We start from the raw sequence: 23,336 nt of genomic DNA, 5'->3' as shown, positions 1-23,336 counted from the left end.
CTTGAACCACACTGACAAATCAACGTCTAGCCGGAGCACTACAAATTAACGATGCTTCCCGGCGCGCAACATGGGGCAAAATTATAGAATGAGGGATACTTGTAGTTAAAAATATTTGTTCAGATAGGTTACGTCTCCGTACGTGTTCAAAAAAAGAAACGAGGTCCAGTGTGGTCTCAGCGGAAATATAATGAAATAATCCAATTTGAGAATTGATTAATTGATGCATCAGGATCTGTTTTATTTGTTACAATCTATAGTCGAAAATTCTTTTGGCCCTTATCTACGTTAGCGCCCGGGAGATTTATTACTCTTAATAATTCTGCAGCGTATCCGCTAAGATCTGACATCCAAATCATAAATCCGGACAATGAGCCTGTGTTGGTTGGAATCCAAGCGGCTACGTTTATGTCACAGTCTTTAATTTTTGAAATATCATTCAAATATGATGGATCGAATCCGATCCATGGAAGAGAGGAAACGTTGTTTATAACACTTCGTAGATCATCATGCATCATATCGCTGGGGTCTATTGGTTGCCCAGAATCGTCTGTAAACTCAAATGCACTCGATAAGCCCGCCATATGAACAAAGCATGCACTTTCTCCAGCTCCAGTTACCGTCCGTTTTCCACCAGATTGATATATCTTGCCCTCCGCATTAGATTTAAATCCAACGCCATATTTTTCGACCAAGCTTGCAATCAAATCAGATTCATTGATTTGTCCGTTCCCTTTATAAGAAAACCGACCAACAGATACTATCTTGTTATTATTTATTCGACTTTCATGTATTAATATCAAATATTCATCCTTCTTCTCGCTAACTAAAATAGTACCAGAAACAAAGGCGGCATTTATTGTTTTGTCTTTTAAGCCAAATTTATACTTTTTTTCAATTTGAATTGAAGAGCTAATGACAGCCTCGGCTTGATCTGGGGTCATGCCAATTTTGATCCCAAGTATATCATTAGATATTGATTTTATGCCATTCTGACGTGATTCGAAGTTCTGGATACCTTTTATAGCCGGTGGTTTTCCAACTAGATCCGGCTTTGTCTGCGCGAGCGGAATCCCAGGCAAGATAGACGTTAGAACAGCCACCGATATTATGCTTTTCATATTTTCTACCCCCAGTTTTCTAACAACATCGCAAGCAAAATGATACTGATCCGGGCTCAGTACCGCAAGCGGCTAAGTCGCTGCCGTCCCTTGGGGCATCCGGCTGGTTGATCGGTAATGATGAATGCGGTGCTCGGCTGCCGCATCAATTGTTTACGATAACATATGCGTTGTAGACGCTTCCGCGATTGACGATCTGGATGCGGAAGGCGCCGGTCCAGCGTGGTGTCCACCGGCAGAAGAGCCTGTCTGTGAAATCGTCGTCCTTGCAGACCTGGTTACCGTTCTCGTCGTAGACGTAGAGGTTGAGATCGGTGTCGCCGTCGCCGACCACGGCGATCTCGGCCACCTCCTGCCCGCGGAAGCGCTCGGTGAAGGTGTCCGTGCCTCCAGCCCTGACGCGGGTCGAGGAGCGCGCCGAGCCACCAACGCGCCCTCGCGAGGCTGTCGCCTCGACGTCGGCGATCATGGCGAGGAGGGTCTTGTTGCCCTGGGCGAGGGTGCGCGCGCCGGCCAGCACAGCGGTGAGGTCGAGCGGCTTCTTGTCAGCGCCCGTCGCATCGGTTCCGCCGCTCTCAACCTTCTCGCGCTGGCGGTCGGCCAGCGGCACCGATGCGATCAGGCGTGCTGCTGCGATCACGACCAGAGGATCCTTGCTCTCCTGGCCGATGCCGTAGAGCTGGTAGCCCAGGGCGAGATCACCGAGGACGCCGCGGCTGACCCCGCTTTTGGCCTCGGCGTTGGCGCCGGTGGGAGCGGTCCCCGCGGGGGCGGCCGGGACTGTGGCGGGGGCGGCGGGCGCGGGCGCGGCCTGCTGGGCGAGCGCCGGGCCGGCGAGAGCCAGGCCGAGGACCACGGTCCCGACCAGACGGCCGAGGCCCGCGGGAACAATGTGATGCATGAAATGCGACATGATCAGTTTCCGGGCGGTTGCGACGGCTCTGGGCCCAGGAAGACCTCGCCCCCTCAGCACCCCGATGACACAAAGGTACAACCCAGAGAGCGTGACATTGCAAATGAAGATTGCCGTCATGTTCAAACCGACGCGGGCAGCGAGGTGACGGTCAGCACAGCGTCATCTCACCATCCCGGACACCACTTGCGGCGCCGACGGCGGATAGCTCTCTGGCTTCATCCGTCCTCACCTTCCGTCTCCGACGATTGCGAAGGGAGCCCAGTAAGCGGGGTGTGCGGTGTGTTCGGAGTTGGCTGCGGCGAGGGTGTCGCGCATGGCGTGGTTGAGGGCTTTGGCGCGTCCGTCGTGCTGGTTCTGGAATGCGAGCGTTGTGATGGCGACGGCTGCGTCGGAGTAGACTGGCCAGGACGAGGTCAGCAGGCTTTTGGCTCCTGCATAGAAGAAGGCCTTGGCCAGGCCTGTGAAGGCTTCGGCGCCCTTTGCGTCGCCGGCTGCAGTGTTGCAGGCAGAAAGCACGACCCAATCGGCGGCGAGCGTGAGGGTGGCGATCTCGCTGGCGGTGAGCAGACCGTCATCCTGGACCGAGGCCTTCGCCGGCGGGGATAGCACAAGGGCGGGTTCGGGGAGCTGGAGTTCGCCGCTGACGAGGCCATGGGTGGCGAAGTGGAGGATGCGGTAGCGGGCAAGCTCACCGCTGGTGTTGAGCGCCTTCAGCCGGGTCTCGCTGGCATCGGGTCCCAGCAGGATGTCGACGCCGGCCCGGGCCGGGCGGGGGACGGCGGGGAAGGCAGTGTCCCGCCCCGGCTCGGCTTGCGCCTGGCGCGCGGCGATCGTGTCGGCGATCTGGATCAGTTCGCAGCGGCTGTCGGGCAGGCGCGGCTGCCCGCGCACGGCCTCGACGCTGGCGAGCACGAAGCCGTCCTCGCCGCGGGCGTCGCCGAAGACGTTCTCGGTGCTGCCAGGCGCGCGCAGGGCGGCGACCTGGACCGGCCCGGCCGCGGCGGCGGCGGGGGCGCAGTCGAGCGGGGCTGCGTCGCGCTCGGCTCGCGTGCGGCCGATGACGGGATCGCCGAGGCCGATGAAGGCGCGGTCGGCCGGGGCGCGTACGACGGCATTGCCGCGCAGCGCCCGCAGCGAGGCAATGGTCGGCAGGACGGTGATGGCGGGGTGGGACTGGAACAGCCAGGGCGCCTGCTTGTAGAGCGCGACGCGGTCGGTCCCGGGGGCGTCCCAGCCCTCCGGCGGCGGCGCGGTCAGCAGCAGGTGCCAGGGCAGCGCCAGCAGCTCGGGGGCCGGGGCGAGGATAAGCCGCTTGCCCTTGACGAACGCCCGGATCTCCTCGGGGAACAGGCGGGTGTAGAGATCATGCGCCAGCGCCAGGTCGAAGGGCGCCCCGCCCGCCGCCAGATCAGGACGGCCCAGGGCCTCCTCCTCGGGGCCGCGGACGGCGCCCGCCCCAGCCGGGGCTGATGCGCCGGGCGCGGCGCCGGCGGCCATGGCGACTGCGGTTGCGGGCGCGGGCTGGGCCGTCGGGCCGCCGGGTGCGCAAGTCCTGTCCGGCAGCGCCGCCGAACAGCGCAGCCGCGCCGCCAGAGCCGCAACGTCGCCGACCTGCGGCAGCGTCGCGACCCGTCCGTCCTCGCGACCATAGGCGAAGACGAAGCCACCGCCGTCATACGGCGTGATCGAGACCAGCACCTCGTCGGGGCCAAGCAGCGGCTGCAGCTCCTCGACCGGAAGCGGCCGACCCTCGGCCAGCTCGGCATAGGCCGGGAAACGCTGGCCGATCTCGGCGTCGGCCACCTCCAGAGCTCGCCGCAGCGACTCCGACTCCGTCCTCAGCTCCGCCATCTGGCGGCCGCGCTCGTCCTGCGCCAGCGTCGTCGAGGACGAAACCGCAATGAACCGGTCGTCGGAGCGCTTCAGCTCCCCCAGCAACCGGTCGCGCTCGCGCGCCAGCCGACCCACCTCCGGATCGGCCGCCTGAGACCGCGCCGAAGCCGCAGCGATCGCACCGCCAGTCCCGCCCAACCGCTCCCACTGCAAATCACGGAAGGCGGAGCGGCGGGCATCGGAAATGGGGACGGCGGCAGCGAAGCCGTCGCGTTGTTCGATCGTTGTTCCAATGCCAAGTCGCTGTTTCGCATACCAGCGCCAACCTCCCCCCGCAACGACAGCCATGTTCGGCGGCGCGGTCCTAATCGCCGCGCTTGCAGACAAGAACACTTGCGCCTCAGTATTCCGCGCCAGCTTCGTTAGCGAAACTCCCAAATTTTCGAGACTCGTGGCAATCATTAAGTGACTCTTAGGCCGAGCCTTTTCTAAAATTGCCAGCGCCAGCCTGTGAAGCGCCTCCGCCTCGCCGAAACGATTTTGCGAACTTAGAATCTCAGCAAGGTTATTGAGGCTCACGGCGATGCTTGGGTGATCTTCGGGCAGGGCCTTCTCAAGGATAGCCCGCGCGCGCCGGTGAACCGCCCCCGCCTCGCCGAGCCGCTTCTGTAACGCAAGCACCTGACCGAGGTTGTTCAGGCTTATAGCGATGTCGGGATGGCTCTCTGACAGTGCCCTCTCGCGGATCGCCAGCGCGCGCCGATGCAGCGACTCCGCCTCACTGAGGCGGTTCTGCGAAGATAGTACCGCAGCGAGGTTGTTGAGACTCGCCGCGATATCAGGATGTCCTTGTGGAAGGGCCTTCTCGCGGATCGCCAGCGCCCGCCTGTGCAGCGCTTCCGCCTCACCCAGGTGACTCTGCGAAACCAGCACTTCGCCGAGGTTGTTGAGGCTCGTGGCGATGGTCGGGTGACCCTCGGGCAGCGCTTTCTCGACGATCGCCAGGCCCCTTCTGTATAGTGACGCTGCCTCACTGACACGGTTCTGCGACGCTAACACAAAAGCGACGTTGCCGACGCTCACGGCGATGTCAGGATGGCCCTCAGGCAAGGCATTCTCCAAGATCGCCAGCGTCCGCCTGAAGAGCGCCTCCGCCTCAACGAGGCGGTTTTGCGTGGCTAACACAAAGGCGAGATTGTTGAGGCTTGTGGCAATGTTTCGGTGGCCTTCCGGCAGCGCCCTTTCGTTGATCGCGAGCGCCCGCCGATGCAGCGTTTCCGCCTCACTGAGGCGGTTTTGCAAAGTGAGAACTTGGGCAAGACCGTCGATGGAGATGGAGATGTAAGAATGCCCTTCGGGCAGAGCCCTCTCGCGGATTGCCAGCGCCCGACGATGCATAACCTCCGCTTCATTGAGCCGGTTCTGCGAAGCTAGCACTCCGGCGAAATTGAAGAGACTTGTGGCGATGTGGGGATGGCCCTCGGGCAACGCCTTCTCGCGGATCGCCAGCGCCCGTCGATGCAACTCCTCCGCCTCACTGAGCTGGTTCAGCGACCGCAGCACCACGGCGAGGTTGTTGAGGCTTGTAGCAACATCGATGTGATCCGCGCCCAAAAGCTGCTCGGCTTTAGCGAGAACGCGGCGTGCGACAGATTCAGCCCCGGCGAAATTGCCGGCAACATACAGACTTTCAGTCTCTTCGTTGAGCGTATTGATGCCTTCAGCCGTCAACGGCTGGTCGGCGGCTGCCGGACCGGCCTGCGGCGTGGCCTGTTTAGCCGCGGGGGGCGTGGCCATTTGCGCTGTGGCGCGGTTTGGCGCTGCAATTGCGAGGATCGCCGCCGCCGCCATTGCGGCGAGGTTCGCAAGCAAGCGGTCGAAGCCGATGCTGCTGCGGGCTCGCGACACGATCAGGCTCCTTGCGTTGCGCTACTAGGGCGGGTTGACGGTCCACAACCGCCGGCTCGAGCTTTTGCCGGAGCCGGCGAGCGTCGCACGCTTCAGTTCGTGGCGAGGAAGTAGGTGTTCCTGATGGAGCCGAGGTTGACGATCTCGATGCGGAAGAACCCGGTCCAGCGCGGGTTCCATTGACAGAAGGTCCGGTCGGTGAAGTCGGTGTCCTGGCAGATCAGATTGCCGTTCTCGTCGTAGACATAGAGGTCCAGATCGGTATCGCCGTCGCCGGTTACCGCGACCTCGGCCCGTTGTCCGCCGCGGAAGCGCTCGGTGTAGACGTCGGTCGCCCCGGCGCGCACGCCGCTGGCCGTGCGACCCGGGCCCCCCACACGCCCGCGCGAGGCTGTGGTCTCGACATCAGAGATCATGGCGAGCAGGGTTTTGTCGCCTGCAGCGAGGGTCCGCGCACCCGTCAGCACGGCGTCAAGATCGAGGGGCTTCTTGTCGGCTCCTGCGGTATCGGTGCCGCCTCGCTCAACCTTTTCGCGCTGACGGTCGGCCAGCGGCACCGCCGCGATCAGGCGTGCTGCTGCGATCACGACCAGAGGATCCTTGCGCTCTTGGCCGATGCCATAGAGCTGGTAGCCCAGCGCCAGATCGCCGAGGACGCTGCGGCTCGTGCCGCTCTTGGCCTCGGCATTGGCTCCCGCAGGCGTGGTCGGTGCAGGCACGGCCTGCTGAGCGAGCGCCGGGCCCGTTAGAGCCAAGCCAAGAACCAAAGCTCCCGCCAAGCGGGAAAGACAAACGGTGGAAAGGCGAGACGTCATCAGGTCGAACATGCTGGGGCCCCCAGGTAGCTGCAACAGATCAGTACCCGGGAGGACAACATCGCCCAACCGCAGTCTGATGAGGCAAGAATACATCCCAATCACCGGCACAACGCAAATTAAGATTGCCGTCATATTCGGGATTGGTCGGACGACGACAAGGCAAGGATCGTGGCGGAGAGCTACGAGCCGGGCGCAACGGTGAGCGCGATTGCGCGCCGCCATGCCTTGTCTCCGCAGCAGCTTTTCGGCTGGCGGCGACTTTTGCGGCGAGCACCAGAGCTGGCATCATCGCCCATGTTCGTGCCCGCGGTGGTCGATGCAGTTCGTTGCGAACCCGAGACAGTGAGTCAGCCGGCCACGCGTCATCGTCGCACTGTCGCCAGGCCAAGCGGCGGTATCGAGATCGAGATCGAGATTGACGGCGTCGTGGTGCGGTCGGAACCGGTGCGAGGACAAGCCGACGCCGATGACGACTTGGATCAGGACGCTGCTTGATAAGAAGCCTTTCAGGCTCGTTTTCGTCGCGCTCGCCAACAAACTTGCCCGGATCGCATGGGTGCTGTTGACGCGGAAGGAGACCTACCGACCCATCAAATCGCCGCCTGAGAGGCCGATCTAGGAGACAACCCGAATTGGTAACAGCAGTCGATGACGAGTACCGATCGAGCCAATGACGAGGCCAACCCGCATGATTCAATGCGCTCCAGCAGCGCGCCAGTTTGAAAAGGCCCTCGTCGGCGGATTTCCATCAGGGCCAGCGGCAGACATCCCGCCGCGCAAACAGGCCGAACATATGAAAGCAACCGATCAAGTCATCCCGACAAAAGGCCTTGCCACCGGGGGCGTCCACATATGAATCACGAAATCGCCGCCGCTGGAATCAGCCCGACGCGCTTATGGGTTTACGGCCTAGTAAAGCCGGTTTACGCGTATTGCGCGCTATGCTTTCTGAGACAGACCAGTATCCCCCCGAGAGCTTCTGCCGCTTAGCGACATGAGGATGGCAACATGAGGACGCCGGATATCAAAGACGCGAGGCCACTGCGCGAGTACGTGCTCGGACCAGCGCACGTCGCGGTACTCCTTATAGATATCGTCTCGGGGGACGATATGGAGTACGCGCACCTTCTCGCCGTCTATCGGGATGGAACTACAGGACCGATTGCCGTAGTAAGTGCCGAGCGGGCAGAGCAAAGTGCCGAATTCCTAGCAGAGTTAGGGCTGGAACCCGGCGACGTCGCGCCCGCCGACGGATCGCACTTCCTCTGCGTGTTTCACGACGATCAACATCTCAACTTCGGTGCCGATGACAAATGGGCGGATGTTGCCGAGTTCGAGTTGGAGGCTCTGGCAGTTTTGTCACGGCTCGGTGTTCTGGAAACTACGCAATGAGGCGCTTCGTTGCCAGCTTTTCAGAGTGACGCCACAGTTAGCTGCTGCCCTGAGCGGCTCTCAACTTGTCCAGATCTGCCCTCGCGGGCTCGTGTGAGCACTTTTGTACGCTGTTTTGCAAAGGGCGCACTTCACGGGCAAAAGATGCCTTTTTTGCTAATATTGCGCATGTACAGGGCAACCAAAACACGTCGAGGTCTGCCTAATCCGCCGAACGGTGAATTGATTTTGTTAAAGATACAAAGAAAATGAATCGCCTCTTCATCCATCTTTCCCTGTTTGCGAACCGCGTTTCGCGTTTTGGCGTCCGACACAAGGGCGCGCTTCAGGCTGTTGCTAGCTTACTGGCACTGAGCCTCGGTTTCTGGGGTTGGATGATTGAGAAACCGCCGGAAGACATCAGTGGCACACTGAGCAACCTCTTTCGTACATTTCAGCTCATCACGCTCAACTTCCCCTTAGAGATCGACCGCGAATTGTCGTGGCAGCTTCAGGTAGCGCGGCTGGCCGTGCCCGTGGTGGCCGCCATGGCAACGTTCAACATCCTGGTGGGATCGATCACCCGCCCGGCCCGGCTGGCGCTTTTGCCGCACACAGAAGGGCACATCGTAGTCGCCGGTGCTGACCGTCTCACTGAAGGCGCGCTGAAGCGGCTGGCCCTTTCCGGCAAGCAAATCGTCACGGTGGCGCAAACTGTTGATCCGACCCGGCGCGACGAACTGGAAGGGCTCGGTCTCACCATTGTCGAGGCGGATCCGCTGCGTCCCATGGCATTGAAAGCCCTCAACCTGACCGGGGCGGCTGCCATGTTCGTCCTGCATGAGGATGACCTGACCAACATCAACATTGCCATGCGGGCCATTGGCCAGATCGGCCAACGCGCGGCCAATGCCGGGCGGCTCACGCTCGTCGTGCTCATCAACCAGGAAGAGCTGGCCGACGAGCTGGAAGTCGCGCTGGATGGCCTCTCGCGCAAGCATGGACTGCGCTACCAGAGGATTTGCGCCGATAGGGAAGCCCTGCGCTCCGAGATGGCGCGGTTCGCACCGGTTCTTCTGAAAGAAAATCCTGAACGCCCCAGCCACATCCTTATTGTTGGTTTAAGCGGCAACTGGCAGCAGAACCTGATGCAGCTGATCGTTTCGGGACAGGATCATCCTGATATGCCGCCGATGCTGTCGATCGTTGCAACGGCGGATGAAATCGAGAGCCTTCGATCCTGGCAATCCGCCAAACCCGAGCTGGGGCTGGTGGTAGATGTTAACGTCATCGCTGTCGAAGCCGATGCATTGCCAGAGGCCGAGAAGGCGAGGTCGTGGCGCAATACCTATGGCCAGCCCGATCTAGTGATCATCCAGCGCGACGACGCAGCAGCGATGATGACCAGCCTGAGATTGCGAAGAGCGGATTGTGATCTGGACATAGGCAAGGCACCAATTCTCGTTCGGCAGGAGCGCGAAGACCATATTCTTCCTAGCCTGGCACTGGTTGAGGCGGGCCCGCGGAACATGGCCAACCTCGTTCCCTTTGGCGGCATGATCCGGGCGGAGACAATTGCCCGTGCGCTTGACCGTTCTGGCGATGAACGCGCGCTGGCGCTGCATGAGGCCTATCGCAGGGCCAATCGTACGGCTGAGAACGCCCATACTCCGTCTATGGCGGCATGGGATGACCTTACGGAGGGCATGCGCGAGGCAAATCGCTCATCGGCGGCGCATGCGCCCATCATGCTGGCCTCAATCGGGTTGAAGTTACTGGCTGGTCAAGTTGCACCGGATTTATCCGATGCTCAACTTGAGCGATTGGCTCGTATCGAGCATCGTCGCTGGTGTGCAGACCGGATCGAGCGGGGCTGGCGGTTTGGCGCAGTGCGAGACGATGTCAGAAAAATCCATCCGAGTTTGGTGCCATTTGACGAACTCTCGGATGGGGATCGTGAGAAAGACCGAAGCTCGGTAAAAATTGTTTTGACCGTTGCAAATGTCCACTGAGTATCTGCGATGATCTTATTGGCATCCATAAACAGATGTCCCAACAATGTCGATTGAATCACCTCTAGTTTCGCGCGCGTCTTGTTACTTAAATTTGAGGGACGGAGGCGATCATGAGCAACGCCAGATGTAAAACGGTAGGCCATAAACCTCCAGTCGCCCCTCCTAAGTTGACCCCACCCGTGCCGCTCAAGGTCGCTGACACTGCGATGTAAATCAACCGTTTGATGGGTGTCACGGTTGGGCGCCCATAGGCGATAAAGTTCGGAGCCGATACACCTAAAAGCCCAAGGGAGATGTCAAACTGGGCCAAATTATTACTGATCAGTCCGCGCCCGGCGGAATTTGCAATAATGGACCATCAATGCAGCCCTACCTCGTATTCTTGTCTTCGCCAGGCGACGTGCAGATCGAACGCGATCGTGCGGAGCTTGTCATCAACCGAATCAATGCCGAGCGGCATTCACAGCGCACGATCCAGCTGATCCGCTGGGAAAACGATTACTATCTCGCGGACAAGTCGTTCCAGGACCAGATCGAGAAGCCGGACAACTGTGATCTTGTGATCTGCATATTTTGGAAAAAACTCGGATCCGAACTGCCGGACAGTTACGCGCGGCCCGATGGCACAATCCCGACTGGGTCGGAATATGAATTCGAGGTAGCGCTAGGCGCGGCGTCCAGTCGCGAGGTCAAGTCGCCGGACGTGTTGGTTTACCGCAAGACAGCGGAGATCACCTTCTCGTTGGAGTCACTGGATCAGGAACGGGCGCAATATGACCGGTTCATGACCTTTTGGCAGCGCTGGTTCCGCAACGAGAAGGGGCATTTCCTCGCTGGGTTCCATAGCTTTTCCGATCCCGACGGATTTGAGGCGGCATTCGACCGCAATGTGCGTTCGTGGTTGAATGACCGCGAACAATCTGTCGAGTGGCGCAGCGGTTCACCCTACCGCGGGCTGGAAGCGTTTCAGATTGAACATGCGCCGATCTTTTTTGGGCGTCAACGCGAGACGGAGCGTGCTCGCGCACGCCTCATCCAAGCCGCCATGGGCGGCACGGCCTTCTTGCTGATCACTGGCGCTTCGGGCGCGGGTAAGTCCTCGTTGGCGCGGGCCGGGCTCATCCCTCTGTTGTCTCAGCCCGGCGGTCTTGGATCCCTGGCACAGGGCACGCGCTACGCGACCCTGACACCCGGCGAAATTCAGGCAGATTGGAAGCGCGGCGTGGCGCGGGCGTTGCTAGAGGATACGGCCCTTGGCCGGGAATTGCAGAACAGTGATTTCGGCGACGTAGGCATGCTGGCAGAGCTTTTCTCAAATGCTCATTTAGTGTCGGCTGCGCCGGTGGTTGGTGCGCTCCGGCGGGCCGGGGCTGAAGTAGCCAAGGAACAGGGTCGGGCGCAGCCCGCCCATATCACTCTGGTGCTGCTGGTCGACCAGCTCGAAGAGATATTCATATGGCCGCACGCAGAAGCGGAAGCCTTTCTGCGCGTGCTGCGGATGTTTTCGACGTTGCCGGAGTGCCCGATATGGGTTGTCACAACGATGCGATCGGATTTTCAGCACCGGCTTGCCGAATTTGTCGACCTTGAGGCGCTCGCCGGGCGGAGCGAAATTCGCGGGCCTGGCGAGAGCGAGCGCACGCTTGAACTGATGCTGCCCAAAGCGGGCGACCTACGCGCGATCATCACGCGCCCGGCGCGTGCCGCCGGGCTGACTTTCGAAACGGACGGCGAACGCGATCTGGCGCAACTGATCGAGGCGCAGGCGCGGCCAGAAGTGATGCCGGCGATCCAGTTGCTGCTGAACGAATTGTACCAGCGGCGGAACGGCGACGTGCTCACCCTCGCTGCTTTTGATGCGTTCGGCGGCGTCGAAGGCGTGATGGCCCGTCGCGGCGACGAGGTATTCGCTGCCGCCTCGCCGGCGGCGCGGGACGCGTTTCCTCGTCTCGTTCGCGCGCTAGTGACGCAGTTGCATGGAGATTCGCCGCCCAGCGCGCGGCGTGCACCGGAGGCTGCGTTTACCAAGGATGCCGGCGGGCGCGAACTCATCGCGTCGTTCCGGTTGGCGCGTCTGGTTACTTCGCACCGGGGAGAACTGCGCTTTGCCCATGAATTTATTCTTACCGGATGGGACCGGTTGCGCACGCTGATTTCGGATGAGCGCCGGTTATACGAGGCACGTGAGCGTATCGAGGATGCCTGCCGACGCTGGAACGATGCGACGGGAAAAGCGCTCGCACGAGGTGACGGGCTACTGCTGGCCGGTTTGGAATTGGCGGAGGGGCGTGATCTGCTGATGCGCTGGGGCGCGGACAGCCTGAATGACAAACAGGCGAATCTGTCGGACTTCATTGCCGCGTCCGATGCTTTGGAAAGGCGCGGACGCAGTCGAGCCGTAATGGTCGCCGCTGCGGCTGCGGCTTGTTTTGCGCTCGCCGCCGTATTGATGGGTCTGCTGTGGCGCGATGCGGACGCAGCGAAGAAGCAGGCGGAGGTTGCGTTGGTAGAGGCAGCTGCCCAGCGAACGAAGGCCGCGTCGTCGCTGGCGGTCGCCGAATCTCGTCTTCGCCTTTCAGAAGGTGATCTGCCGACCGCTGCGGGATGGGCAGTCCAAGCGTACGAACTGCTGCCGACAGTGGAATCCCGCAGTGCGCTTTTTCAGGTCGGTATCGAGGTATCGCCGTTCCTAGAGGCGATTTTGCCCAAGAAATACTATCCTCCCTCGATGATTTGGCTTGACAACGACACATTCGTGACTGATTTTTTTAATGAAATTATGGGATTCCGGATTGATGGCGACAATCTTATTAAAGAAAAAGGCAGATTTTTTCTGCCTAACAAAGAATTTAACGAAATTTCTAGGATCAAAAGATTGGCGTCCGGGCAAATTTTTGTTGCATTAACGACAGGATCTATTGTTGCATTTGAACCTAATGGAGATATATACACGCCATACGTCTCGATCGTGCCTGAAAATCGCGAATTACAGATCGATCGAATTCTTGATGCTGGACAAGATACTGCGATTATACTGTACAAACACGGAAAAAACCGTATTATTCGCACCTGCATAGCAGAAAGTGGAAAAAATGTTGTATCTTGCAAAGATAGGAGCATGCCTTTCGAGAGAAATGTGGAGATTCTAGGCATTGACCGTCGAGGGCACCGTCTGTTCGTCTACCGCACTGAATTAAAGAATGCGGTCTTGGAGGCGGTTATTGAGATCATTGATGAGACTGGTGCCGCGCTGCGCCCGCCGATCCCTTATTCAAGCGGCACCTTTACAATAGGCTCGCCCGACGCATTGATCTCACCAAACGGAGACCTGCTTGCAGTATCTTTCAATGATGAAATCCGGCTGTTCGATCTGCGTGAAGGCGCACCAGACCGCTCTTCCGACGGCAAGCAGACCTCCGGTCTGATTGCCTGGCGGCCCAACTCCGCCGGATTTTCGCATGTCTGCCAGACCCATGTGATCTGTAACTTCAGCGTACAAACGCAAGTCGGCAATACGCTGGAGGTAAAGGCCACGACCTCGTTCGCGGGGCACCGCGATCGCCTGACGGACATGGCGTGGAACCCGGCGGGGACGCGTCTGCTGTCGCGCGACTCCAACGGCGAAATCATGATCTGGTCCGACCGGCAGTCACGGGAAGTCGCGCGCCACCTCGCTCCGGGTCGCAACGATAGTACCTGGCCGAGCGTTGCCCTGTCTCCCGACGCCACCAAGCTGCTGATCTCGGACGAAATTTCCAACCGGTTTGAGATCCTCGATGTTATTGATGATAGCGGTAAGCCGCCGGTGCTTGTCGAATTATCTGAACCCGTGACGGCGCTTGCGGCTACTCGAACCCAAGCTTTCGCGGACCTGCAGAGCGATTTTGTGATCGCCCCGATCAGAGGGGGTGAGGTCAGTCAGCATGTGCGCCTCGGGCAGGATCGCTGGGTTAAGCGCCGGGGCGAGAGCGCGCTCTGGTCGGGTCTTGGTGAGGAGGTCATTCTGCGGCTCAACAATGACCAGATTGTTGTTATGGACGCTCCAGCCGGCAAGACCGCAATGCAGCGGGTATTCGACGACGCGCCCAAATCAGAGCACAAGGAGCACTCCACGTCTGGTCTGGCCATCGACCACACGCGCGGCCAAGCGCTGGTCAGTTATCTGCACGGCCCCATTGTTGCATATGATATCGCGGCGGGAAAGGTCGTAGATGTGCTGAGTTACGGACGAGATGAACCTCCAACTGGTGTTAGGAGTCTATCCGTCCAAGCAGACGGCTCGCTCTTGGCGGCCTCCGGCAGTAGCGCTTTCATCGATCTGTATGACTTAAAGTCCCGCGTCATCACAGCACGTGTGAAGGCACAGCGCGGCGCGGTGATCTCAGTTGCGTTCAGCCCCTCAGGCAATAAGTTGGCGGCGCTCGACGCCGAGGGCAAGATCACGATCTGGGACATGCAGGGTGCAAGAGCCACGCTTTCTCTAGCTGCGCGCACACTCACCCTTGGTGAGATGCACCAGACCATAGGCAAAAATGACGCTATGCCGACGAAGTTGATGTGGACCGACAACGACCACATCATTCTTGCCGGCGGGATCGCACCGCTGCGGATCATCGCTCTCGACGAGGAGGGATGGGCAAGGCGCATGACTAAACTCGGATACCGTCTTGACAAGTCGCCGGAATAGGCGAGCTCCGTATGTTGAACGTGATCGACGAGTTCACCCGGGATGACCTGAGACCCTGATCCTCCTCCAGATTTGAGTAGAGTCCTTCACTCAAGCAGACGGACGATGCGCCCCTAACGATTTACGGAAGAGCAGATCATTGGGATGCTGGAGGAGCAGGAGGCCGGAGCGGCGACGGCTGACGTCTGCCACAAGCACGGCATCTCCTCAACGACCTTCTACAAGTTCAAGGCCGAGTATGGCGGGATGGACGTGTCGGATGCGCGCCGGCTGAAGACCCTCGAGGACGAGAATGCCCGCCTCAAGAAGCTGCTGGCCGAACAGATGCTCGACAACGCGATCCTCAGGGATGTCGCCGCAAAAAATGGTGACGCCCGATGCGAAGCGGAAGGCGGTGGCTCATGCCTGCACGGTGCATGCGGTGAGCCAGCGTCGGGCGTGCCTGGCCTTGAAGATCGACCGCTCGACGGTGCGTTACACGAGCACCCGGCCGGACGATGCCCTGTTGCGCGAGGCGATGAAGGCCGTGGCAGGAGAGCGCCGGCGGTTCGGCTACCGCAGAATCCACGTCATGCTGGACCGCCAGGGCATCGTGATGAACCAAAAGAAGCTGCGACGGCTCTATCGCGAAGAGAAATTGCAGGTCCGCCGCCGCGGCGGCCGCAAACGGGTATTGGGCACGCGCAGGCCCATGCTCGTGCCTGATCGGGCCAATGCGCGTTGGAGCCTCGATTTTGTCTCCGACACGATCTCGGACGGTCGCCGCTTCAGGGTGCTCGCCATCGTCGACGACTATACGCGCGAGTGTCTGGCACTCGTCGCCGACACCTCGCTTTCGGGTCTGCGCGTGACCCGCGAACTGGATGGCGTCATTCGCCTGCGCGGCCGGCCGGGGACGATCGTGTCCGACAACGGCACCGAGTTCACCTCGATGGCGATTTTGCGCTGGTGCCAGGAGACCGGCGTCGAGTGGCACTACATCGCCCCCGGCAAGCCGACGCAGAATGCCTTCGTCGAGAGCTTCAACGGACGCTTCCGGGATGAGTGCCTCAACGACACGCTGTTCTCGACGCTCACTGAAGCCCGCAACGCCATCAGCTCATGGAAGGAGGACTACAACCGGAACCGACCCCACTCGGCCCTCGGCAACATCACGCCCGCCGAGTTCGCCCTCAAATCCACGCTGGAAAAACAGGCCGCTTAAGGCCAGAAATCAAACTCAAGACTCTCCCTCAGGTCGGAGGAGAAAAGGGTCTCAGGTCAGGCAGGCCATAATCAGAATTAGTCATTTAACAGAAAAAGACGTCGAATGACGTCGTGACTCTCATTAACGCCATGTCTTTCTTCCATATACGAAAAATTCGGGCCAAGTTGTTGGGCGAACTCATCCCCGGGTTGCTCAGACCCAATGAAGATAGTTTGCAGCGCTTTCAGGCCGGCGATAGAGAAGAGGCTGCTGACCTTTGTTCCCTGAATACCAAGCGCATCGAGGGAATTGAGGCTAGCGATTGGGGTCAGGTCACTGATGTTGGTCCGGCTGATCCAAAGTGATTCAAGTGCAGGGAGGTTCGAAATTGGGGTCAGGTCACAGACGCTTGTTCCGCTGATGTTAAGAGACTCAAGCGCGTTGAGCTCGGAAAGTGGGCTGAGATCAGTGACCGCCGTACCACCGAAGTCAAGGTGCGTGAGCATCTTGAGCCCGGCAAGCGGCGTGAGGTCTCTGACCATTGTATCGTCGAAGTAAAGGTTAGTAAGTGCCTTGAGATTGGCGATTGCAGCAAGGTCGCTGATTTTTGTCTTACTAAAAAAAAGAGATTCAATTGAACTAATATTATAAATGGGAGAAAGGTCGCTGACCTCTGTCTCTGAGAGGCCGAGCGTTTTCAGAGCGGTCAGGCTTTTTATCGGCGACAGATCGTTGATCGGTGTTCTCTGAAATTCAAGATTTATCAACGCCTTGAGATCGGTTAATGCGGTAATATCATTGATATTCGTTTCTCTGAAAGCGAGAGATTGTAGTGATTTCAATTTAGTGACTGGAAAAAGATTAATTATATTTGTCTCTGAGAAATTAAGCATCTCCAATGCGGTAAGGTTTTCTATCGGTGATAGATCTGTTATATGTGTCATCTGAATATCAAGATTTCGTAGTCCGGTAAGATTACTCAATGGCGCGAGATCGCTTATTTTTGTGCCATAAAAATGCAGGTCGTCAATCCACGGATGCCACTCCTGCGGCGGCACATGACCGGCAAGGATCATCTCCTTTGCGGCCGCAATACTAAACCCTTTGGGCGGGCGGGAGCCAGTGCGCTGCATTTTGCCGAGTCTACCCTGTGCGTTCAAATTTTTGCAGGCTGCGAGAGGTTTTCGCTGAGTTTTAAGCCGTTATACCATCGAGCTCAAATTCAGTGGCAGAACGGTACGCGCGGACTTCGGTTTATAGGAGTTATTGATCTGCCGGGACTTGTTTGCTTTCCTTTTCCGTCTCGCGGCCTGCCTGACCGCGCCAGCTCGCTTGTGTCAGGACCTGGCTACCCTGTTGCAACTGAGGAGCCAAGCCGTACGGACAGCGCGCGCTATTGGAAGGAGAGGATCGAAATGATGATCTGGTGGGCGAACGAGATTTATCGAATGTCGAAGGTCGAAAAGATTGTAGCGATGGAGAGCAGTGCGCTTGGAGGAAATTCGCCTTCACGTGCCGACGTAAGCCAATACGATCTTGTCGCCAAATCGCGCGCAACGTCTGATTTTGTGGGTACGCTGTGTAAGACAAATATATCTTGGCATCTCGGAACGCGAGCTACCGCAAGATTGAGATCACCAATCAAATTCATAGGCATGTTAGGAATTGCCCTTTTCGGTTCGTTAGGGGCTGCTCGTTCAGAAGATTCTCAGGCATGGCTTAGATGCCGCCGGTCTTTGGACGAGGCAGTCGTATCAATCAACGCCTGCACAGAGATTATTGATAAAAGTAATTTGACTGGCGAGAGGCTCGCTTCCGCTTATTCCCATCGTATTGTAGCCTATGATTTACAAAAGGATTCCGAAAATGCAATTAAATATATTAGTCAGGCGATCAATATCGATTCGAATAATGATAAACGTTATATGATGCGAGCTTTTTAATATTTTGGTAGTCGCAGTTACAGTCTCAGTGCAATAGATTTCGATCATGTCGCGAAAATCAATACTGAAAATATTTATAGTTTACGATTCCCTTGTATTGTTCGAACATATTCGGATGAATTGCAGCGCGCGCTCAGCGATTGCAATATCTGTTTGAAAAAAGAGCCAAAAAGCGACGTATTGTTTCATCGTGGCATTGTATTTTTTAAACTAGGACGTTTTCAAAGTGTTATTGATGATTTCGACGCTGATCTAAAGCGAAAGAGCGAGCCTTTTGAACGTGCTCTTTCTCTTTATGGCCACGATATCTCAATAATTAGAAGCGGCGACAATAGAAGGGGAAGGATCGACATTGCGTCAGTGAAGTTTCTCGATGTCGCTTCAGAGAAACATTTCATTGATCATGGCATCAAGGAATGAAAATAAACAAACGTCACGTCGAAAAATAATAATACCAAATCCGTTTGAGGCTGAATCATGCCAAATCCGCTTGAGGCTGACTCACGGGGGATTTCCAAACCAGGTTCGGCATGATTCAACGTCGCATGCTGAAGGAGGCTTGCGATGGCGGCGGCGATCGATCTGCGTCTGGACTTCAATGGAGACGGTTTGCGGCGCGTCGCTCGGGCGAGCAGGGACGGTCGGCAGGTCCGGCGGCTCCTGGCCCTGGCGGCGATCTATGATGGCGCCACCCGTAGCGAGGCCGCTCGCATTGGCGGCGTCGGGCTTCAGATCGTGCGCGACTGGGTGGTGCGGTTCAACGAGCGGGGCCCGGATGGTCTGATCGACGGCAAGGCGCCGGGCGCCCAGCCGCTGCTCAGCATGGAGCAACGCCATGCGCTCCTGCGCATCGTCGAGGCCGGACCGATCCCGGCGTCGCATGGCGTCGTGCGGTGGCGGCTGATCGACCTGGCGCAGTGGATCTGGGACGAGTTGCGATCTCGATCAGCAAGCAGACGCTGAGCCGCGAGTTGCGCACCTCGGGCTATCGCAAGCTTACCGCGCGGCCGCGTCATCATGCTCAGGACGCTGATGCCATCCCCGCTTTTAAAAAGGTTTCCCCGCCCGGTTGGCAGCAGTCCGGGCAACGCTCCCCCGCGGCACGCCCGTAGAAATCTGGTGGCATGACGAGGCTCGGGTCGGTCAGAAGAACGGGATCACCCGTCGCTGGGCAAGGCGCGGCTCACGACCATCGGCGCCCAAGGATCAGCGGACCAACTCCGCCTACATCTACGGGGCCATCTGTCCTGACGAGGGCAAGGCTGCGGGCCTCGTTCTACCCCGTTGCAACACCGAGGGCATGACGCTGCATCTCGCCGAAATCTCCGCCACGGTGGCACCCGGCGCACACGCCGTGCTGGTGCTCGATCAGGCTGGATGGCATGGCTCGGACGCGCTCGTCATGCCCGCTAACATCACGCTGATGCCGCTGCCGTCAAAGTGCCCCGAGCTCAATCCGGTCGAAAACGTCTGGCAGTTCATGCGCGACAACTGGCTCTCGAACCGCATCTTCAAATCCTCCGACGACATCCTCGACCATTGCTGCTTCGCATGGAACCGCCTCGTCGATCAGCCATGGCACATCATGTCCATCGGACGACGGAAATGGGCTCATGTGTCATGATCCATGGGATTTGGTATCACCCGGAAGATCCGCACGATCCATGGCGCCTCGCACAAGACCTATGGCCCCCGCGCATTCACGCCGAGCTCAAGGCCGAGGGCGTGGCGATCGGCAAGAAGCGCGTGGCTGGCTGATGAGCGCCGCCGGGCTTGTGCGCCCGCCCGAAGTCAGTCGGCGGGCGCTGAGGTTCCAGAAGGAGCCGCAGCATATCGCGGCCTTCGGCGCTCAGATCAGTCACATGGTTGGCGTCAGTCTTCATGGCGTGGTCCCGTCGGGCGCGTTGAGAATTTCTGGCATGGGCAGTGACGCGGTGGCGGTCGCGACCTCGTCGAGGTGCAGCCGAACGGCTTTGTCGATTTCCGCCATGACGTGAGCGGGGTCGGCGCTGACGGCCGCCGCGATTTGCTGGCCGTAGCGGTTGCCGAAATTGATCCACTTGTCGCGGATGAGCCGGCTGAAACCGGCCATCGCCAAAGCCACCGACCGGCGGTCAACAAGATCGCGTGCCTCGCGAGATATCTGCAGCCGGACCATCTGTGTGTCCGCCAAGATTTTGAGGCGCCGGGCCTCGACCAAGTCGATTTTGCCGATCTCGGTTGTAGCGGCCGAATTCGCCCCACCGCGACGCGGGGCGATGTTCGCAGACACCCACCGCAGCCCCTCGGCGACATTGATCTTGCCGTCCTGAATAGGGAGCCCGGCCTTGATCAGAGCGTTGACGCGCGGCCGGGTGACGCCGAGGCGCCGCGCAAACGCCGCCTGGCTCTCCCGCTCGGTGCTCGGATCGATCTGGTCGGGAATGTTCACTTGTTCACCGAAATTGAAATTTCAGAGACAGCGGGTAGGAGGCGGTTGCCGAGCACCCGCCACCCCCAGGGGTACGGGGAAGTACCTTTGCAACCTTGCGAAACGCGCTGGCATGGGGCGCACGTCGCACCCCGCGACTCCCCGGCCATCACGCGGCCGGCAGTTCGACGTCGTGGGCCAGCAACCAGCGGGCAGAGGCATCGACGCGGCTGGCACATGGATGCGGCAAGGGCCGTCCGGCACCGACGGACTGTCTCGCGCGCGGCGGTGAGGTCGGGCGCCACACCGTCTGTCATCGAGCGGGAGTGCTGTTCGAGGGAGGCCATGACGGCATTCGCCGTGACCAATGAGCGTCGCGCGTCTTTCAGGATTTCGTTCTTCGATTCCTGGACGGTCAGCGCGTTGGACGAGGCCTGGACGATTGCGACCAAGCGATCAATGTCGATGGGAGAGGATGCGTTTTTCATGAGACGATTATAGCGCCTCTGAATCTCAGGAAAATTAAGCCGAATCCGTTTTCGACCAATCGCTAAATAAGATAATTTTGGAATTTATATTTATCGGACAGAGCAGCAGAGCGACATTGATCTTGTAGCGACCGATTTTAAGCCAACTCTGGTGACGTGTCGGGGTGCCCCTGAGCCCGCATGAAAAGCTCGCGGAGGCCGCAGCTATGCAGTTCGAGGCTTGCGATTGGCGTGGCAAACACGGCAGGGGGCATGCCTGAGACACGTGAGTCAGATGAGTCAGTTTCAGCCCGCTTCCCGGAATTGGCAGAAATATTAGTTGCGTTGGTAACTGCCAATTCTCCGCGTAGGGCTGAAACTGACTCATCTGACTCACATGACTCAGGTTCTTGAACTTTGAGCGGCGGGATCATCCCGTCACGCGCCAGCGGGCAGCCCCCGCATAACCTTCCACTTGTTTGAGCGTCAGTCCGCCGTGTTGTTGATCCTTTGCTTTCTTGAGGAACGATCCGAATATATGCGCGTCGAAGTCGCCGCGCTTTCCACTGAAATCGCCAAGCTCGTCGGCAAAGCTCGAGTCTCGCATGGCACGCTGCTTGATATCGGCAGCGGTGAAGACGCCTGCAAATTTTAGCGCGCTGAACGCCATCATCGCCCGTTCGCGAACGGGGTTGTCAGCTTGGAGCGCTGCCGCATTGCCCAACGGGTCCGCATAGCCCGTCCAGACAATCGCGGCCCGGACCGTCTCGCTCCAATCCTCAAATGATCCCATAGCGCTCAACACGGGTGGCTTGGTACCGATAAGGAAACCTCGCACAACAGTCAGGGCCGAAATGACGAGCTTGGCTCTGTTAGCCAGAAAAAATGCGATGACGTCCCTGTCGAACTTTCGATCCTCGGGGCGCTCGCACTTCGCATCAAGCCGAATGAGGCAGACGCGACGGCTCATGTCCCCAGCTATGGCCAGGTTGTTGCCGGTACAAAACCACGTCGCAATCGAAGGCAAATCGCAGTTGCGACTCTCTCCGAGCACGCGAACGTTCACGTGTGTTTGTGTAAGAATGGAGCACAAAAGGTCACTCCTGAGAGGCCCCGACAAATTGTCCAGGCATACCAGGGGGTCGCCCGCCATGAGGCAGGAGCCGAGGCGCTTCTCAAGCTCGGCCTCATCGACGCTTCCTGAGATGACTGGCGCAACACGGCCCGTAGCGAGGATGGCAGCCAAGTCCGCCAACTTAGATTTGCCGGTGCCGGCGCTCGGCGCGGTGATGGCAAAAAGCGGCGCGGTTGAGAGGGCCGGCCGGAGGACGGCTGTGATCATTGCCGCCAACGCCGCAGAGAGATCAGTTTTGTCGACAAACGGAAAACTCGAGAGGGCATCTTCGAGGATTTCCATCGCAAATTCGCATTCGGCTAGTCCCGGCTCGGCCGGCATTCGCGGCCATGCCAAGTCTGACACGAAAAGAAGCTGAGACGCTTCGTCGTAGCCCGGCTCGGAGATCAGCGTGCCGTCAGATCGGAGGCATGGCGTCCGGATGATCTGTTTGAGAGGCCTGATAGACGAACCATGTCCGCGCCGAGCCAGGATGGTTCCGGCGATGGCCGTGGGGCAATCCTTCGCAATCCATTCCTTGCCACGGGCATCAAATTTCTTGAACGAGGCCTCGCGCGTCAGCACATCGACGAGCGCGGCCTCGTCAACCGGAGCCAGCACCACGGCACCCTCGGGACGCTGAACGGCTTCGCGCTTGGAGCGCCCCCTGAGGGTCGGCGGGGCAGCGGCCCATATCGTCGGGCGGACAAGCGAGGGACCGCGGCTATAGATGCCGAGGCGCGGATTGCTGAGAATTTCGACGGCTCGATCCGCCTGCTCGGGCAAGGTTCCGCCGACGAGCAGGATAACAGGCTCGCCGTTGGGGCCCGAGGTGGGGGGCGAAATGTAATCGGAACCAGCACCTGCCGGCGCCCGCTTGCGCGACGACCGCGCTCGCGCCGCTCCGAAATCGACGACGTCGTCGTCCTGGCTGTCGGTCATGACGTCGCCCCAGCGGGGCGACGCGGCTTGATCCCGAGGCTCTGCGCCAGACGGGCAACCGTGACGGAGTGCCGCTCGTCTTTGACCAACGACCACAACTCGCTGAGGCCGTGGCCATAGCGATTGTTTTGATTCTCGTTGACCGAGACCGTCCATGCATCGCCGGGGGACACCTCAATGACCTCGCCGGCCTGGGTGCAGGTAAATCCCCCGTTTGAGCCGAACACGCCAGCCGGAAACCAGGCACGCAACACCTTCTCGCGCATGGACAGCAGCGCGGCATCGACCTCGCTGACGGACGCACCATGCCAGAGCGCCTTGGCCTCTGCCTCGGCAAGGGCAGTCGCGTCCTGCAGGGCGCCGTACATCTCGGACGCGACGTCGTTGACCTGGCCTGCCAGACTGCACAAATCGGCATCTAGCGGGTTGAGGAATTCGATGGACCGCCCGATTTTGTTGAGGTCAGCGTGCAGGCACGCAACGACATCCAAGGTGTCACCGTCGTCATTGATGCGGCGCAACCCCCAATTCATGATCAGGATGTTGGCGTAATCAGGCACGCCAGGGTCGCCATACGTGGTGGCAGTCCGATCAAACTCCGCGCG

16 protein-coding genes and 1 pseudogene are annotated in these 23,336 nt (G+C 59.1%); 8 read left to right on the top strand and 9 right to left on the bottom strand.

Annotated features, from left to right (window positions below; genetic code table 11):
- Positions 1-254: 254 nt before the first annotated feature.
- From SJY11_RS18085 to SJY11_RS18070, 4 genes are all read right to left on the bottom strand, one after another.
- Entirely contained in the window at positions 255-944 is a 690-nt protein-coding gene (locus SJY11_RS18085; RefSeq protein ID WP_376988143.1) for a hypothetical protein, read from the bottom strand.
- 322 nt (positions 945-1,266) lie between these two features.
- Entirely contained in the window at positions 1,267-2,154 is an 888-nt protein-coding gene (locus tag SJY11_RS18080) for a hypothetical protein (RefSeq protein ID WP_376988141.1), read from the bottom strand.
- A gap of 108 nt (positions 2,155-2,262) precedes the next feature.
- Positions 2,263-5,778, bottom strand: a complete 3,516-nt coding sequence (locus tag SJY11_RS18075; protein ID WP_376988140.1) for a CHAT domain-containing tetratricopeptide repeat protein — start codon at positions 5,776-5,778, stop codon at positions 2,263-2,265.
- 92 nt (positions 5,779-5,870) lie between these two features.
- On the bottom strand, positions 5,871-6,605 hold the full coding sequence (locus SJY11_RS18070) for a hypothetical protein (protein WP_376988139.1): 735 nt from the start codon (positions 6,603-6,605) through the stop codon (positions 5,871-5,873).
- A gap of 123 nt (positions 6,606-6,728) precedes the next feature.
- Here SJY11_RS18070 and tnpA point away from each other — a divergent pair, with 123 nt between their 5' ends.
- The 5 genes from tnpA (at position 6,729) to SJY11_RS18040 (ending at position 15,873) form a co-directional block, all read left to right on the top strand.
- Positions 6,729-7,091 carry an IS66-like element accessory protein TnpA gene (gene tnpA, locus SJY11_RS18065; RefSeq protein ID WP_376989365.1) on the top strand — a complete coding sequence of 121 codons (363 nt, stop codon included), beginning with the start codon at positions 6,729-6,731 and terminating at the stop codon, positions 7,089-7,091.
- A 513-nt stretch (positions 7,092-7,604) separates the two neighbouring features.
- Positions 7,605-7,988, top strand: a complete 384-nt coding sequence (locus tag SJY11_RS18055; RefSeq protein ID WP_376988138.1) for a hypothetical protein — start codon at positions 7,605-7,607, stop codon at positions 7,986-7,988.
- Between the two features lie 248 nt (positions 7,989-8,236).
- The gene (locus SJY11_RS18050; protein ID WP_376988137.1) at positions 8,237-9,979 is read left to right on the top strand and encodes a RyR domain-containing protein; all 1,743 of its coding nucleotides are present in this window, start codon (positions 8,237-8,239) and stop codon (positions 9,977-9,979) included.
- A 364-nt stretch (positions 9,980-10,343) separates the two neighbouring features.
- Complete coding sequence (locus tag SJY11_RS18045) at positions 10,344-14,669, top strand: NACHT and WD repeat domain-containing protein (RefSeq protein WP_376988136.1); 4,326 nt, start codon at positions 10,344-10,346, stop codon at positions 14,667-14,669.
- 144 nt (positions 14,670-14,813) lie between these two features.
- Positions 14,814-15,873 (top strand): IS3 family transposase gene (locus SJY11_RS18040; protein ID WP_376988135.1). Its coding sequence is split into 2 segments (ribosomal slippage): positions 14,814-15,031 and positions 15,030-15,873, totalling 1,062 coding nucleotides; the frame shifts between segments, so codons are not numbered across the junction.
- A gap of 77 nt (positions 15,874-15,950) precedes the next feature.
- Here the strand turns inward: SJY11_RS18040 and SJY11_RS18035 are convergent.
- The gene (locus SJY11_RS18035; RefSeq protein ID WP_376988134.1) at positions 15,951-16,931 is read right to left on the bottom strand and encodes a leucine-rich repeat domain-containing protein; all 981 of its coding nucleotides are present in this window, start codon (positions 16,929-16,931) and stop codon (positions 15,951-15,953) included.
- On the opposite strand from SJY11_RS18035, the gene SJY11_RS18030 reads away from it, so the two are divergent.
- From SJY11_RS18030 to SJY11_RS18020, 3 genes and pseudogenes are all read left to right on the top strand, one after another.
- Positions 16,914-17,798, top strand: a complete 885-nt coding sequence (locus tag SJY11_RS18030) for a tetratricopeptide repeat protein (RefSeq protein ID WP_376988133.1) — start codon at positions 16,914-16,916, stop codon at positions 17,796-17,798. The genes SJY11_RS18035 and SJY11_RS18030 overlap by 18 nt on opposite strands.
- Positions 17,799-17,918: 120 nt before the next feature.
- Positions 17,919-18,218 carry a tetratricopeptide repeat protein gene (locus SJY11_RS18025; protein ID WP_376988132.1) on the top strand — a complete coding sequence of 100 codons (300 nt, stop codon included), beginning with the start codon at positions 17,919-17,921 and terminating at the stop codon, positions 18,216-18,218.
- Between the two features lie 144 nt (positions 18,219-18,362).
- Positions 18,363-19,422: pseudogene (locus SJY11_RS18020) on the top strand (IS630 family transposase).
- A gap of 76 nt (positions 19,423-19,498) precedes the next feature.
- Here SJY11_RS18020 and SJY11_RS18015 read toward each other — a convergent pair.
- From SJY11_RS18015 to SJY11_RS18000, 4 genes are all read right to left on the bottom strand, one after another.
- Positions 19,499-19,681, bottom strand: coding sequence for a hypothetical protein (locus SJY11_RS18015; RefSeq protein WP_376988131.1), 183 nt, complete (start codon positions 19,679-19,681; stop codon positions 19,499-19,501).
- Positions 19,678-20,229, bottom strand: coding sequence for a hypothetical protein (locus SJY11_RS18010; protein WP_376988130.1), 552 nt, complete (start codon positions 20,227-20,229; stop codon positions 19,678-19,680). The genes SJY11_RS18015 and SJY11_RS18010 overlap by 4 nt, the downstream gene beginning before the upstream one ends.
- Positions 20,230-21,105: 876 nt before the next feature.
- Positions 21,106-22,731: a hypothetical protein gene (locus SJY11_RS18005; protein ID WP_376988129.1), complete on the bottom strand. Its 1,626-nt coding sequence runs from the start codon at positions 22,729-22,731 to the stop codon at positions 21,106-21,108.
- Positions 22,728-23,291, bottom strand: a complete 564-nt coding sequence (locus SJY11_RS18000; RefSeq protein ID WP_376988128.1) for a hypothetical protein — start codon at positions 23,289-23,291, stop codon at positions 22,728-22,730. The genes SJY11_RS18005 and SJY11_RS18000 overlap by 4 nt, the downstream gene beginning before the upstream one ends.
- Between the last annotated feature and the right edge of the window lie 45 nt (positions 23,292-23,336).

The sequence above is a fragment of the Allobosea sp. R86505 genome (genome assembly GCF_042466375.1).
In the GTDB taxonomy this organism is placed as follows: domain Bacteria; phylum Pseudomonadota; class Alphaproteobacteria; order Rhizobiales; family Beijerinckiaceae; genus Allobosea.
The sequence above is the reverse complement of the archived record's forward strand: the minus strand, read 5'-3'. Positions and strand labels throughout refer to the sequence as shown.

What these genes read in the sequence shown, in the direction of transcription:
- SJY11_RS18045 (WP_376988136.1), top strand. Translation starts at nt 10,344, where the DNA reads ATGCAGCCCTACCTCGTATTCTTGTCTTCGCCAGGCGACGTGCAGATC.
- SJY11_RS18035 (WP_376988134.1), bottom strand. Translation starts at nt 16,931, where the DNA reads ATGATCCTTGCCGGTCATGTGCCGCCGCAGGAGTGGCATCCGTGGATT.
- SJY11_RS18015 (WP_376988131.1), bottom strand. Translation starts at nt 19,681, where the DNA reads ATGAAGACTGACGCCAACCATGTGACTGATCTGAGCGCCGAAGGCCGC.
- SJY11_RS18055 (WP_376988138.1), top strand. Translation starts at nt 7,605, where the DNA reads ATGAGGACGCCGGATATCAAAGACGCGAGGCCACTGCGCGAGTACGTG.
- SJY11_RS18050 (WP_376988137.1), top strand. Translation starts at nt 8,237, where the DNA reads ATGAATCGCCTCTTCATCCATCTTTCCCTGTTTGCGAACCGCGTTTCG.
- SJY11_RS18030 (WP_376988133.1), top strand. Translation starts at nt 16,914, where the DNA reads ATGACCGGCAAGGATCATCTCCTTTGCGGCCGCAATACTAAACCCTTT.
- SJY11_RS18080 (WP_376988141.1), bottom strand. Translation starts at nt 2,154, where the DNA reads ATGACGGCAATCTTCATTTGCAATGTCACGCTCTCTGGGTTGTACCTT.
- SJY11_RS18005 (WP_376988129.1), bottom strand. Translation starts at nt 22,731, where the DNA reads ATGACCGACAGCCAGGACGACGACGTCGTCGATTTCGGAGCGGCGCGA.
- SJY11_RS18070 (WP_376988139.1), bottom strand. Translation starts at nt 6,605, where the DNA reads ATGTTCGACCTGATGACGTCTCGCCTTTCCACCGTTTGTCTTTCCCGC.
- SJY11_RS18085 (WP_376988143.1), bottom strand. Translation starts at nt 944, where the DNA reads ATGACCCCAGATCAAGCCGAGGCTGTCATTAGCTCTTCAATTCAAATT.